Consider the following 14,203-nt stretch of genomic DNA (forward strand, 5'->3'; position numbering starts at 1 on the left):
TCATGGTGGGCACAATGACGGAAACAATTTCCGCTGACGCGTGATCGGAGAGGCAGGTCACAATGAGCTATGACAGATTCATGAAGGCCGCCCTGGCGAGCCTGATGCTCGCCCTTGCGACGGCAGCACCGGCCGGGGCCGAGACCCTTCGCGTTGTCACCGGGTCCGCATCCGCCCCCCTCGCCGTTCCGATGAACCGCGCGATCGTAGTCGAAAGCGACGAACCCTTCACTGAAATCTCGATCGCCAATCCCGGGATTGCCGACATCTCTTCGCTGTCGGACCGGACGATCTATCTGCTGGGCAAGGAGCCGGGGCGCACGACGATGACGATCCTCGGCGCCGACGGCCGCCTGATCAGCAACGTCGAGGTGCAGGTCACGCCCGACATCGCGGAATTCAAGGAACGTCTGGAACAGATCCTGCCGGGCGAACCGATCGAAGTCCGCACCGCCAATAACGGCATCGTGCTGTCGGGCACCGTCAGCAGCACTGCCCGTCTGGACCGGGCGCTGGAACTGGCAGAGCGTTACGCGCCGGAACGCGTGTCCAACCTGATGAGCGTCGGCGGCACCCAGCAGGTCATGCTGAAGGTCCGCTTCGCGGAAATGCAGCGCAGCGTCAGCAAGTCGCTGTCCTCCTCCGTCGCGGCGCAGGGCACGACGCTGAACGGCAACCTCGGCACGACCGGCGGCACCGGCAATCTTGTCTCGTCCGGCGCCATCGGCAACACCTTCAACGGGTCGGTCCCCGCCACGAACGCCAACAACGGCGCCTTTCTCTTCGGCTTCAATGCCGGCGGGCTGGAGGTTGGCATCCTGCTTGAAGCACTGGAATCCCGCGGCGTCGTGCGCACGCTGGCCGAACCCAACCTGACGGCCCTGTCGGGGCAAGAAGCGAAGTTCCTCGCCGGTGGCGAATATCCCGTCCCGGTCGCGCAGGACGGCGGCCAGATCTCTGTCGAATTCAAGCCCTTTGGTGTGGAACTGACCTTCGTGCCCCGTGTCGTCGACGGCGACATCATCAATCTCGAACTGATGGCGGCGGTGTCATCCATCGATCCGGCCAACGGCTTCACCTCGAACGGCTTTACCGTGAACGCCTTCAAGCGGCGGGAAACCTCGACCACGGTCGAGATGCGCGACGGCGAGAGCTTCGCCATCGCGGGCCTGCTGTCCGACGATTTCACCGACCTGAACGGTCAGGTGCCGTGGCTGGGCGATGTCCCCGTGCTGGGCGCCCTGTTCCGCAGCGTCGAATACAGCCGCCGACAGACCGAACTGGTCATCATCGTGACACCGCACCTCGTCACGCCGACCCGCGGGCAGGCGCTGGCCCTGCCTACGGACCGCGTTCAGCCGCCGTCAGAGAAGGACCTGTTCCTTTTTGGTCGCGTTGCCGCCTCCAACGCGCCCAAGGCCGGCGGCGCGGGTGAAGTCGCAAGACAGGACTTCAGCGGCTCCTACGGCTATGTGATGGAATGACGGGAGCAGGCGCGATGAAGACCATTGTGACGACGACAGCCGCCGCCCTGTCCCTGATGGGCTGCGCCCAAGAGGCGGGCACGCCGAATGTGTCGGCAAGCGCCGGTGCGGCCTATCTCGACCCCGCGTTCGGCAGCGCGACCGCGTTGAACGCTCAGGCTATGACCGATGCCGCCGGTGCCACCTCGGCCCTCGGGGCACGCTTCGCGGCAGAGGTCGACAGCACCGTGAACTTCGCCTTCAACTCCGCCCAACTGGACGCAACCGCGCAGACCGTGCTGGCGACGCAGGCAAACTGGATCCGCCAGTTCCCGGAAATTCGCTTCCGGGTCTACGGCTTCACCGACCTGGTCGGTTCGGCTGCCTACAACAAGCGGCTGGGCCTCGCCCGCGCCAACGCCGTCGTCGCCTACCTTGCCAGTCAGGGCATCAGCCGTTCCCGGCTCGAGGCGTTGGTGTCCTACGGAGAGACGCGCCCGGTCATTCCAACCGCCGCCCCCGAACGCCAGAACCGACGTGCCGTGACAGAAGTGTCCGGCTTCGTGAAGGGCTCGCCGATGCTGCTGAACGGCAAGTATGCGCAGGTGATCTTCCGCGAATATATCGCCAGCGCCGTTCCTGCACCGAACATCTCGGCCACCGTGACGTCGACCGCGGGAGGCGAGTAACGCGATTGCGATGCGCATCGTGCGGTGTGCATCGACAGTCCGGCCTTATCGTCCCCACCGTTGTGCCATATCGCACAATCACGCGGATTTCGTCCCAATCTGGACACGATTAGACGGCACAACCGCAGCAACGGGCGAGCCCTGTTCTGCAGGATGCAGGCAGGGCGAAAGCACCGGGTGATTGCGACGGGCCCCTCGCGGGTCCCTGACCTCACCCGCGCGGCGCCCCCATGCAAAGGACGTCGGTATGAGTAGCAACGCAGTTCTGAAATCCGAAAGCCCGGCCCTGATCGCCTGCACCGTCAGCCGTGACGTGCAGATCTTCGATCTGCTGATCGAAGACATGGAAGCAGCCCTTGGCGAACGCTGGGGCGACCTCAGCTTCACGGATGCGCTGACCTTCCTGCGGCAGCCCGAAGCGGCGGAACTGGAGTTTCTGGCCGTGGCCATGGACCACGCCGACGAGGACAACCTTGAACAGATCGCCTCGATCATCGGTGCGGCCAAGCGTCGCGACATCAAGGTCATCCTGATCACAGAGGACGTCAGCCCCGGCGCCCTGCACCAGCTTCTGCGCGAGGGTGGCGACGAATTCGTCCCCTACCCGCTACCGGAAAACGAGCTGGCCAATGCCATTGAACGGGTGCTGACACCCGCGGCGGAAATGCCCGTCGCGCCGGAACTGCAGAACAAGCTCAAGGCGACCGGGACACACGACGGCGTCGTCATTGCGGTGCACGGCATGGCCGGCGGCACCGGTGCCACCACGCTGGCCGTCAACCTCGCCTGGGAACTGGTCATGGCGGACAAGACCGCGCCGCCGCGCGTCTGCCTGCTGGATTTCGACCTGCAGTTCGGCACCGCCTCGACCTATCTTGACCTGCCCCGCCGAGAGGCGGTGCTGGAACTGCTGTCCGACACGGAATCAATGGACAGCACGTCCTTCATGCAGGCGCTGCTGTCCTACGACCAGAAACTGCACGTGCTGACCGCACCGACCGATATGATCCCCCTCGACCTGATCACCGCCGCCGATGTAAGCCGCGTGATGGAAATGGCGCGGACCAACTTCGACTATGTCATCATCGACATGCCGTCGACGATGGTCGAATGGTCCCAGACCGTGCTCGAGGCGGCGCATGTCTACTTCGCCACGCTAGAGCTCGACATGCGGTCGGCGCAGAACACGTTGCGCCTGAAGCGGGCGCTGCAATCCGAAGACCTGCCCTTCGACAAGTTGCGCTTCGTGCTGAACCGCGCACCGGGCTTCACGGACCTGTCGGGCAAGGCGCGGGTCAAGCGTCTGGCGGAAAGCCTCGGCATCTCGATCGAGGTGCAGTTGTCCGAGGGCGGCAAGCAGGTGGCGCAGGCCGGCGATCATGGCGCCCCGCTGGCGGTGAACGCGCCCAAGAACGCCATGCGCAAGGACATCGCCAAGCTCGCAGCCTCGGTCCACGCCGTTAATCAGGCCGAGAACGCGGAAGCCAGGGGTTAAGGGAAAGGGTTCGCCATGTTTTCCAAGTACAAGAAGCCGGCTCCCGGCTCTGCTGTTGCAGCCCCCCGACCCGGCGCCCAGCCCGCCGCCAAGCCCGCCATCGCCGCCGTCCCCGCCGTCGAGGAACCGCCGCGCAAGTCGCTTCTGAAGGCAATGCCAAACCGCGCCGCAGAGGTTGCGCCCGCCGACCGCGACAAGAAGCGCAAGGAGCGTCTGGGCGAGATCAAGCTTGAACTGCACAAGGCCCTGCTCGACAACCTGAACCTCGCCGCGCTCGAAAACGCGAGCGAGACGGACCTGCGCAACGAAATCAACGCCATCGCCAACGAAACGCTGGAAGAGATGGGCATTGTCCTGAACCGGGACGAGCGCAGCGCGCTGGCGCAGGATCTCTTCTTCGAAGTGACGGGCCTTGGCCCGCTCGAGGTGTTGCTGAAGGACGACACGGTCAACGACATCCTCGTGAACGGCCCGCGGCAGATCTTCGTCGAACGCAACGGCAAACTGGAACTGACCGACATCACCTTCAAGGACGAAAAGCACCTGCTGCGGATCATTGACAAGATCGTGTCCGCCGTCGGTCGTCGCGTCGACGAAAGCAATCCCTACGTCGACGCCCGTCTGGCGGACGGCTCGCGCTTCAACGCCATGGTCGGTCCGATTGCCGTGGACGGCAGCCTCGTCTCGATCCGGAAGTTCAAAAAGGACAAGCTCGCCATCGAAGATCTGGTGCGTTTCGGCGCCTTCTCAGAAGAGATGGCCGCATATCTGCAAGCCGCCGTCGCGACCCGTCTGAATGTCATCGTCTCGGGCGGGACGGGTTCGGGAAAGACGACGACGCTGAACGCCCTGTCGTCTTTCATCGCCAACGACGAACGCATCCTCACGATCGAGGATACCGCCGAACTTCAGCTGCAGCAGACCCACGTCGGCCGCATGGAAAGCCGTCCGCCCAACGTCGAAGGCAAGGGTGCCGTCACCCAGCGCGATTGCCTCAAGAACGCGCTGCGGATGCGTCCCGACCGCATCATCGTCGGCGAGACGCGCGGCGAGGAAGTGATCGACATGCTGCAGGCGATGAACACCGGCCACGACGGATCCATGACGACGATCCACGCCAACTCGGCCCGCGACGGGGTGTCGCGTCTGGAAAACATGATCGCGATGGCGGGGATCGAAATGCCGATCAAGGCGATGCGCAGCCAGATCTCCTCGGCCGTGAACCTGATCGTGCAGGCGTCGCGCCTGCAGGACGGTTCGCGTCGCATGACCTCGATCACCGAAATCACGGGGATGGAAGGCGACGTCATCTCGATGCAGGAAATCTTCAAGTTCCAACGCGTCGGCCTGACGCCCGACAACAAGATCATCGGGCATTTCACGGCGACGGGGGTGCGCAGCCACTTCTCGGACCGCTTCAAACTGTGGGGCTACGATCTGCCGCCGCAGATCTTCGAACCCCTCGTTGCGGAGTAACACTATGATTTCCGCACAGCCGATCATCTACATCGTCATCTTCGCCGCCGTCATCGCGCTGGTGCAGGGCGCCTATCTGGTGCTCTTCGGCAAGTCGATCAGTCAGAACGGCAAGGTGAACCGCCGGCTGGAGCTGCTGGAAAAAGGCGGCAACCGCGAACAGGTGCTGGAACAACTCCGCAAGGAGATGACGCAGCACATGAAGTCGCAAAGCATCCCGCTCTATTCCATTCTCGCCGCCAAGGCTCAGCGCGCGAACATCGCCTTCACCCCGCCGCAGCTGCTGATGGTCATGGCGGGCGTCAGCGTGCTGGCCTTCGCGGCGCTGACGTTGATGACCGCCGTCGCCCTGCCGACGCGCACCGTGATCGCCGTCGGCATGGGCATCGGTGGCGTCTACGTCTGGATCAGCGGCAAGGCCAGCAAGCGCATGGCCCTGTTGGAGGAACAGCTGCCAGAGGCGGTGGAACTGATGGTGCGCTCCCTGCGCGTGGGTCATCCGTTTTCCTCTGCCGTGCAGATCGTGGCCAAGGAAATCGCCGACCCGCTCGGAACCGAGATGGGCGTCATCTCCGACGAGGCCGCCTATGGCCGCGACATGGGCGAGACGCTGAAGGCGATGGCCGAACGCCTCGACATGCAGGATCTGCGCTTCCTCGCCGTGGCGGTGACGATCCAGCAAACCTCCGGCGGCAATCTGGCAGAGATTCTCGACGGTCTGGCCAAGGTCATCCGGTCCCGGTTCCGCCTGTTCCGCCGCGTCAAGGCGATCACGGCAGAAGCGAAATGGTCCGGCAAGCTTCTGTCCGGCTTTCCCATCGGCGCCCTCGTCGTGATCAACATGATCCAGCCGAACTACTTTGACGACGTGATGGACAAGCCGATCTTCATTCCGGCCTGTCTGGTCGTGGCAGGGTTCCTGATCCTGAACCTCATCGTCATGCGCGCCCTCGTGAACATCAAGGTCTAGGACCCCGTCATGAATATCTTCCAGGACCTCAACACGATGATCACCGACATGCTTGGCCCCTTCGGCGGCATCCTGCTGTTGGGCTTTCTCGGCGTGGTCATGATCCTCGTCACCCTGCCCACGGTGCTGAAGCGGCCGGACGATCCGCTGGACCGGCTGAAGGCTTCGGTCCGCGCCCCCGCCGCCAAGGCCAGCGAAAAGACCGAACGCCTGCGCGCCCCCAGCCGCAAGGACAAGCTGGAAAAATACGCCAACTTCCTCGAACCGCAGGACGCGGAAGAATACACCGCCGCCAAGCTCAAGCTGTTGCGGGCCGGCTACAAGTCCAAGAACGCCGTGCGGATCTTCCACTTCTCGCAATTCGCCCTCGGCATCCTCGGCCTGGCACTCGGCGGGCTCTACGCGCTGCTGAAGATGCAGGTGCAGGACCTGTCCTCACAGGATCTGATGATCATGCTGCTGACGCCCGGCGTCGTCGGTTACATGCTGCCGAAATACTGGGTGACGCGCCGCGTCGCCGCCCGCAAGGAGGCGATCACGAACGGCTTTCCCGACAGCCTCGACATGATGCTGGTCTGCGTCGAGGCCGGCCAATCGCTCGACCAGTCGATCCTGCGGGTCGCGCGAGAGTTGAAGGCAGGCTTTCCCGACCTCGCGCTGGAATTCGAGACCGTCAGCCAGGAGATGAAGGCCGGCAAGGGCAAGGAGGCGGTCCTGCGCGACATGTCCGAACGCTGCGGGGTGCAGGACATCTCCAGCTTCACGACAGTCCTGATCCAAAGCCAGCAGTTCGGCACCTCGATCGCAGAGGCCCTCCGCGTCTATGCGGCAGAGATGCGCGACAAGCGCGTGATGCGGGCGGAAGAGGCCGCGAACAAGCTGCCCACCAAGATGACGCTGGCCACGATGATGTTGACGGTGCCGCCGCTTTTGTTGATCCTGATCGGACCCTCGATCTATGGCATCACCCAGATGATGGGCAGCGGAAACTGAACTGATGAACCCACCCGGCCACGGCCTTGCTGTCGCCCTCGTCCTTGCACTGGCCGCCTGTTCGACGGGCGGCCATCTTGCTGATGGCGATGGCGTCTACGCACCCGGTCTGGCTGGCAAGGCGGACACCGACGGCCTGATCGTGGGCCATCGCCTGATGGCGGCCGGCGAATACGAACTGGCGCTGGACGCCTACACCCGCGCCGCCGCCCAGCAGGGACTGAACGTCGACACCCTGTCGGCGCTGGGGTCCGCAAACCTGCGGCTGGGGCGTCTGGGACAGGCCGAAAGCCTGCTGCGCCGCGCCGCAAAAGAGGCGCCGGATTTCGCCCCCGCCTGGAACAACCTTGGCGTTCTGCTGATGGAAAAGGGCGATTTCGGCGAAGCGGCAGAGGTTTTCCGTCGCGCATATGCCACGGACAACGGGAATTCCGACCAGATCAGAGAGAACCTGCGCTTGGCGCTATCCAAACGCGACGCCCTTATCTACGATCCTGCGCAAGAGAACCAGAACCTTGAACTGGTCCGGCGTGCCGATGGGGACACCATCGAACCGCTCTGAGGCAGCAGCAGGAAAGGACGCACACCGATGCGCCATACCGTCATTCTTTGTCTGGCCGGCACGCTGGCCCTGTCCGCCTGTGGCAGCCGCAACGGCGACGCCGAGGTGCAGCGCGCGATGCAGGACATCAACTCGATCGAAGGCTCGAATCTGAACGACGTGATGATGACCGTGGGCGATCCGGACGAGGCCGTGAAATACTTTACCGGCGCGCTGGCCAACGATCCGGGCCGCGTCGACCTGCAGCGCGGTCTGGCGAAATCCCTGATCCGCGGCAGCCGCGCGACAGAGGCGGTGGCCGCTTGGCAGACCGTCGTCGCCAATCCGTCATCGACACTCGACGACCGCGTCGATCTGGCCGATGCGCAGATCCGGTCGAACCAGTGGGACAACGCCGCCGCCACCCTGAACACGATTCCGCCCACCCACGAGACCTACAACCGCTACAAGCTCGAGGCGATGATCGCCGACAGCAAGCAGCAATGGGCCAAGTCCGACAGCTTCTACCAGACCGCCGTGGGCCTGACGACGACGCCCGCAAGCACCCTGAACAACTGGGGCTATTCCAAGCTGACGCGCGGCGACTACCCGGGGGCGGAACGTCTGTTCATCGACGCCCTGCGGCAGGACAGCACCCTGTTTACCGCCAAGAACAACCTTGTCATGGCGCGCGGCGCGCAGCGCAAGTATGACCTGCCGGTGATCCCGATGAACCAGACCGAACGGGCGCAGCTGCTTTACACGATGGCACTGACGGCGATCAAGCAGAACGACGTCAGCACCGGCAAGGGCCTGTTGCGCGACGCCATCGACACCCACCCGCAGCACTTCGAGGAAGCGGCCCGGTCCCTGCGCGCGCTGGAAGAGGCCTGATCCCATGGCCCTGCCCGCGTCCGCCGCGTGGTGGTTCCTGCTCATCGCCGTGCCGGTCGGGCTTTGGGTCGCCTATACCGACCTGTCGCGGATGAAGATCACCAATGCCGCCGTCGCGACGCTGTTCGCAGGCTACGCCGTGCTTGGCCTGCTGGCCCTGCCGCTTCAGGACTACCTCTGGGGCTATGCGCATCTGGCCGTCGTGCTGGTCATCGGCATCGCGCTGAACGCCATCGGCGGCGTTGGCGCGGGCGATGCGAAATTCGCGGCCGCCGCTGCGCCGATGATCGCGCTGGCGGACGCCGGCATTGTCCTCTACCTCTTCGGCCTGTCGCTTCTGCTCGGCTGGGCGTTGCACCGCATCGCGCGGCTGACGCCCCTGCGCCGGCTGGCCCCGGACTGGGCCAGCTGGACCTCTGGCCGCCGTTTTCCCATGGGGCTTCCCCTGTCGATGACCCTCGTCGCCTATCTGGCGCTGGCGGCGCACGGCGGGATCTGAACGGGGGGGCGCCGAGGGGTCGAAACCCGTCGTCCATCATTTCGCCATAAACATCCGGCATAGCGGCAACTGGCGGGGACCGGGCTCCGCCAATTGCTGGCTGTCAGGGGGCGATCATTTTGAACATGCAAAGCTCGGGGGTCCTGGCCCCGCCCAGCCCCCGATCCCTCGACGGCATGGCCCTGCCGCTGCCGATGATGCGCGACATCCTGATCAAGACCATGTTCCGCATGAATCTGACGCTGGTGACGCGACTGGCCAAGTCGATCTGCCTGCCGGTCAACGTGACGCAGGAACTGATGGACATCGCCCGCAGCCAGCTTCTGGTCGAAGCGACCGGCAGCCTGTCGTCCACGGGCAGCACGGAAATGGGCTATCAGCTCACCGACGCCGGCCGCAAGCGCGCGAACGAAGCGTTGGCCCAGTCCGAATACTTTGGCCCGATGCCGGTGCCCCTCGACGTCTACCGCGACCAGATCAAGCGGCAGTCGATCCGCAACATCCAGATCACCCGCGACCAGCTGACGACCGCGATGGGCCATCTGATCCTGCCGCCCGCGCTGATCTCCAACCTCGGCCCGGCCGTGTCGTCGGGGCGCTCGATCCTGATGTACGGCCCGCCGGGCAACGGCAAATCCTCGATCTCCAACGGGATACGCGATGCGCTGGGGGACAAGATCTACGTCCCCCGTGCCATCGAATATGCGGGGCAGGTCATCACCGTCTACGACCCCATCGTCCACGCCGCGGCAGAGGACGAGGAACAGGATCCCAACTCCCTGCGCCGCACCACCGGTCGCTTCGACACCCGCTACGTCCGCTGCGAACGGCCCACCGTCATCACCGGGGGCGAACTCTCGCTCGACATGCTGGACCTCGTCTACAACCCTGTCGCGCGGACCTATCAGGCGCCGCTGCAGATGAAATCCACGGGCGGCATCTTCATCGTCGACGACCTTGGCCGGCAGGCGGAACCGCCGCAAAGCCTCGTGAACCGCTGGATCGTCCCGTTGGAGGAATCGAAGGACATCCTCGCCCTGCAGTCAGGAGAGAAGTTCGAGGTGCCGTTCGACACGCTCGTCATATTCTCCACCAACTTCCACCCCAACCAGATCTTCGATCAGGCCGCCCTGCGCCGCATCTTCTACAAGATCAAGATCGACGGGCCGAGCCAGGACGACTTCCTCAAGATCTTCGCCCTCGTCGCCCGCAAGAAGAAGATTCCCCTCGACGAGGGCACGCTCGTCCACCTGCTGCAGAACCTCTACCCCACGATCGACAACGTCTATGCCAACTATCAGCCTGTGTTCCTGATCGACCAGATGATCGCAATCTGCGAGTTCGAGGGGATACCCTATCAGATGACGCCGGATATGATGGACCGCGCATGGGCCAACATGTTCGTCACGGACGAGGACATCGTCCGCTGACTTGACCCGATGCGGGTTTCGACCCACATCACCCGCATGGACCTGCCCCCCGTCATCAGCGAATGGTTTGCCGCACGCGGCTGGTCCATCCACCCCCACCAGCAAGCGATGCTGGATCGCAGCGATGCCCCTGCCCTGCTGCTGATCGCGCCGACCGGCGGCGGCAAGACGCTGGCCGGGTTCCTGCCGACGCTGGCGGAACTGGCGGACGGGTCACACCAGGGCCTACATACCCTCTACGTTTCGCCGCTCAAGGCGCTGGCCGCCGACATCCGACGCAATCTGACGACACCCGTTACCGACATGGGCCTTCCGATCCGGATCGAGGACCGCACCGGCGACACCACCGCCACGCAAAAAAAACGCCAACGCGCCGACCCGCCGCATATCCTGCTGACGACGCCGGAAAGCCTCGCCCTGCTGACCTCCTACGAGGATGCGCCGCGCATGTTCGCCGGCGTGCAACGGATCATCGTCGACGAGATTCACGCGCTGGCCGAATCCAAGCGCGGCGATCAGCTGATGCTGGCCCTCAGTCGAGTGCAGGCCATGGCCCCGGGGCTGCGCCGCGTCGGCCTCTCGGCCACGGTCGAGAACCCCGGCCGCATCGCCAGCGGCCTCGCCTGCCACCCCGACCCCTGCGACATCCTCTACGCCGATCCCGGTCCGAACCCCGACATCTCGATGCTCGTGACGGAGGAACGTCCGCCCTGGGCCGGCGGCGGCGCAAAATACGCGATCCCCGCGGTCATCGAGCAGGTCAAGCAGCACAAGACGACGCTGATCTTTCACAACACGCGGGCGCAGGCCGAAATCTTCTTTCACAACCTCTGGCTCGCCAACGACACCGACCTGCCGATCGGCATCCATCATGGCAGCCTCGACCGCGACCAGCGGCAGAGGGTGGAAGCCGCGATGGTCGCAGGGTCCTTGCGCGCCATCGTCTGCACCGGCTCGCTCGACCTCGGCATCGACTGGGGCGACGTCGATCTGGTCATCCAGGTCGGTGCGCCCAAGAACGTCAAGCGCCTGATCCAGCGCATCGGCCGCGCCAACCACCGCTACAACGCGCCGTCAAAGGCACTGCTTGTCCCCGCCAACCGGTTCGAGGTCGTCGAATGCGTCGCCGCCCTGCAGGCCGCCCGCGACCACGAACTCGACGGCGACCCGCCCGGCCCCGGCCCCCGTGACGTGCTGTGCCAGCACATCCTGATCCGGGCCTGCGCCGGGCCCTTCTCCGCCGACGATCTGTACGAAGAGGTGCGCACCGTCGGTGCCTACAGCACCCTCACCCGCGACAGCTTCGACGCCTGCCTCGATTTCTGCGCCACCGGCGGCTACGCACTCGCCGCCTACGATCGCTGGAAGCGTCTGCAACTGCGCGACGGCCTCTGGCACCTGCGCGACCCCCGCGCCACCCGCGACCTGCGCATGAACATCGGCACCATCCAGGACACCGACACGCTGAAGGTGCGCCTGAAAGGCGGCTTCAAGCCGCTGGGCGAGATCGAGGAGGCTTTCGCCGCTACCCTCACCCCCGGCGACACCTTCCTGATCGGCGGAGAGATCGTCCGCTACGAAAGCCTGCGCGAGATGTCGGTCGAGGTCACACGCCGCGCCGACAAGCCGCCCCGGATCGCAACCTTCATGGGCACGAAATTCGCCACCTCCACCCAATTGTCGCAACGCATCCTGCGCATGTTCCTGCAGGACGACTGGCCCGACCTGCCGATGCACACCGCAGAATGGCTGCACCTGCAACGCGAGTGGTCGAAACTGCCCGAAGCCGACCGCATTCTCGTCGAATCCTTCCCCCACGACGGCCGCGCGCATACCTGCTTCTACGGCTTCGCGGGTCGCAACGCGCAGCAGACCCTCGGCCTGCTGCTGACCAAGCGGATGGAGGAGCTGGGCCTCGATCCCCTCGGCTTCGTCTCCACCGACTACGCCACGCTGGTCTGGGGGTTGACCCCGGTCGAGGATCCCGGCCCGCTCTTCGACGCCGGCGCCCTGCACGACGGCTTTGCCGACTGGCTGGCCGGGAACGCCGTGATGAAGCGGACCTTCCGCGCCTCCGCCACCATTGCGGGGCTGATTCAGCGCAACCTGCCGCAGGCCCGCAAGTCCGGACGGCAGGCGACCTTTTCCTCCGACATCCTCTACGACACCCTCGCCAAATACGACCCCGACCACCTGATCATGCAGGTCACGCGAGAAGAGGCGCTGCGCGGCCTCGTCGATTTCGGCCGGGTAGAGGAGATGCTGACCCGCACCGCGGGCCGCGTCGACCACGTCATCCTCCCCCGCGTCAGCCCCCTCGCCGCACCGATGCTGCTGGAAGCCGGTCGCGTGCCGATTGCCGGCGCCGGGCGCGAACGCCTGATGGAAGATGCCGCCGCGCGACTGATGGAAGATGCCGGCCTTTCGGCCCTCTGACCTGTCCTCGGGCCGTCTGTAAATCGGGGCGAAGTTGACTCGGAAGAGCTCGAAAATGCGATTTGAAACAGTGACTTATTTTCATCCGAGTAGAAGTCCCGACAAAGATCCCACTGAAATCGACGTAAGATTCCGCGGACTGAATCAAGACGAAAAAAAGCCCGCCAAGGCGAGCTTGGTGTCTACGAATTTTACGATATTCAGGCGAATTTCTCTATCGAAGCCAATGAGCGGTTATCAACTACAATAGCACCGATGCCAATTTTATCGGAACGGCAAAGAGCTTGGACCCTGCCGTCAATAACGTCGTTGAACAGCTCGTCGAAGCATCCAGCACCTCGCTGACAGGCGTAGGTAATCTGATGAAACTTTCCTGTCGCCATTTCGTCCCGCGTCGGCAATTCGGTCACCTGGACTTGGCCGGCTTTGGCGGAGTGAGGTGCTCCCCATTCCTTGGACAGGATCTGGCGCTTTTTAAGCTCTGATCTGTTCCTGCTGATCGGGTTGCGTTGCTTCGATTTCCAGCGAGTAGACCACTGCTGGTGGTTGTCCGCCAAAGGCTTTGTGCGGGCGGCGGCGATTGTAATACTCCATCCATCGCCGAACACCAACGCGGGCCTGTGACCCGGTCTCCCAAGCGTGCAGCTAGACGCACTCGTATTTCAGCGTCCGCCACAGGCGTTCGATGAAGTTGTTGTCCAGGTAGCGACCCTCCCCATCCATCGAGATGCGCACGCCCGACCGCAGCAGGCGGTCTGTCCAAGCGAACGACGTGAACTGCGATCCCTGGTCGCTATTCATGATGTCAGGAGGCCCGAACCGATAGATGGCCTCATTCAGTGCCTCGACGCAGAAGGACGCAGAAGTCGGTGTCGAGCGTGTTCGATATCCGCCACGACAGAACCATCCGGGTATGCCAGTCCATGATCGCGACCAGATAGAGGAACCCGCGGCGCATCGGCAGGTAAATGATGTCCACGGGTAATCCTCCCCAAAACCAAGGGGATGGGACCGTAGAATTTTCTTAGCAAGATACCGCATTGTGCCCGGCACGAGTGGGCTGAACCGCGAGATCGATCCGGACCAGGCCGCTGTCGTGCGCCGCATCTTTGCGGACTATGCGGACGGCCTGTCGCCCCGCAAGATCGCAGCGGATCTGAACGCGGAAGGGATTCCCTCCCCGTCCGGCGCGGGCTGGAACGACAGCACCATTCGCGGCAACGCCAAGAAGCGCGACGGCATGCTGCGCAACGAGACCTACGTCGGGGTCATCGTCTACGGCCGGAACACGTTCAAGCGCGACCCGGAGACCGGGCT

13 protein-coding genes and 1 pseudogene are annotated in these 14,203 nt (G+C 64.2%); 12 read left to right on the top strand and 2 right to left on the bottom strand.

Annotated features, from left to right (window positions below; genetic code table 11):
• The first annotated feature begins 62 nt into the window (after positions 1 to 62).
• The 11 genes from BUA54_RS13915 to BUA54_RS13965 all read left to right on the top strand — a co-directional run bounded on the left by BUA54_RS13915 (position 63) and on the right by BUA54_RS13965 (position 12,886).
• Positions 63 to 1,484: a type II and III secretion system protein family protein gene (locus tag BUA54_RS13915; RefSeq protein WP_072857855.1), complete on the top strand. Its 1,422-nt coding sequence runs from the start codon at positions 63 to 65 to the stop codon at positions 1,482 to 1,484.
• A gap of 14 nt (positions 1,485 to 1,498) precedes the next feature.
• Positions 1,499 to 2,152, top strand: coding sequence for an OmpA family protein (locus tag BUA54_RS13920; protein ID WP_072857881.1), 654 nt, complete (start codon positions 1,499 to 1,501; stop codon positions 2,150 to 2,152).
• A 247-nt stretch (positions 2,153 to 2,399) separates the two neighbouring features.
• Positions 2,400 to 3,647, top strand: a complete 1,248-nt coding sequence (locus BUA54_RS13925) for a CpaE/TadZ family protein (protein ID WP_072857856.1) — start codon at positions 2,400 to 2,402, stop codon at positions 3,645 to 3,647.
• Positions 3,648 to 3,662: 15 nt separating this feature from the next.
• Positions 3,663 to 5,123 (top strand): TadA family conjugal transfer-associated ATPase, encoded by a 1,461-nt coding sequence (locus BUA54_RS13930; RefSeq protein ID WP_072857857.1) that lies wholly within the window; start codon positions 3,663 to 3,665, stop codon positions 5,121 to 5,123.
• 4 nt (positions 5,124 to 5,127) lie between these two features.
• Entirely contained in the window at positions 5,128 to 6,093 is a 966-nt protein-coding gene (locus BUA54_RS13935; protein WP_072857858.1) for a type II secretion system F family protein, read from the top strand.
• Positions 6,094 to 6,102: 9 nt separating this feature from the next.
• Positions 6,103 to 7,086, top strand: coding sequence for a type II secretion system F family protein (locus BUA54_RS13940; protein ID WP_072857859.1), 984 nt, complete (start codon positions 6,103 to 6,105; stop codon positions 7,084 to 7,086).
• A gap of 4 nt (positions 7,087 to 7,090) precedes the next feature.
• Entirely contained in the window at positions 7,091 to 7,648 is a 558-nt protein-coding gene (locus BUA54_RS13945; protein WP_072857860.1) for a tetratricopeptide repeat protein, read from the top strand.
• Between the two features lie 27 nt (positions 7,649 to 7,675).
• Positions 7,676 to 8,521: a tetratricopeptide repeat protein gene (locus BUA54_RS13950; RefSeq protein ID WP_072857861.1), complete on the top strand. Its 846-nt coding sequence runs from the start codon at positions 7,676 to 7,678 to the stop codon at positions 8,519 to 8,521.
• Positions 8,522 to 8,570: 49 nt separating this feature from the next.
• Positions 8,571 to 9,020, top strand: coding sequence for a prepilin peptidase (locus tag BUA54_RS13955; protein ID WP_425434971.1), 450 nt, complete (start codon positions 8,571 to 8,573; stop codon positions 9,018 to 9,020).
• A gap of 119 nt (positions 9,021 to 9,139) precedes the next feature.
• Positions 9,140 to 10,450, top strand: coding sequence for a P-loop NTPase family protein (locus tag BUA54_RS13960; protein ID WP_072857863.1), 1,311 nt, complete (start codon positions 9,140 to 9,142; stop codon positions 10,448 to 10,450).
• Between the two features lie 9 nt (positions 10,451 to 10,459).
• Positions 10,460 to 12,886: a ligase-associated DNA damage response DEXH box helicase gene (locus BUA54_RS13965; RefSeq protein ID WP_245810679.1), complete on the top strand. Its 2,427-nt coding sequence runs from the start codon at positions 10,460 to 10,462 to the stop codon at positions 12,884 to 12,886.
• 200 nt (positions 12,887 to 13,086) lie between these two features.
• Here the strand turns inward: BUA54_RS13965 and BUA54_RS21555 are convergent, their stop codons facing one another.
• Together BUA54_RS21555 and BUA54_RS21560 are read right to left on the bottom strand one after the other, a co-directional pair.
• Positions 13,087 to 13,296, bottom strand: a complete 210-nt coding sequence (locus BUA54_RS21555; RefSeq protein WP_245810680.1) for a hypothetical protein — start codon at positions 13,294 to 13,296, stop codon at positions 13,087 to 13,089.
• A 64-nt stretch (positions 13,297 to 13,360) separates the two neighbouring features.
• Positions 13,361 to 13,862: pseudogene (locus BUA54_RS21560) on the bottom strand (transposase); the annotation flags it as partial.
• A gap of 66 nt (positions 13,863 to 13,928) precedes the next feature.
• On the opposite strand from BUA54_RS21560, the gene BUA54_RS13975 reads away from it, so the two are divergent.
• Positions 13,929 to 14,203 (top strand): recombinase family protein (locus BUA54_RS13975; RefSeq protein ID WP_245810681.1); only part of this gene is annotated, 275 nt, incomplete at its 3' end.

This window comes from Loktanella atrilutea (assembly GCF_900128995.1).
Taxonomy (GTDB): Bacteria; Pseudomonadota; Alphaproteobacteria; order Rhodobacterales; family Rhodobacteraceae; genus Loktanella; species Loktanella atrilutea.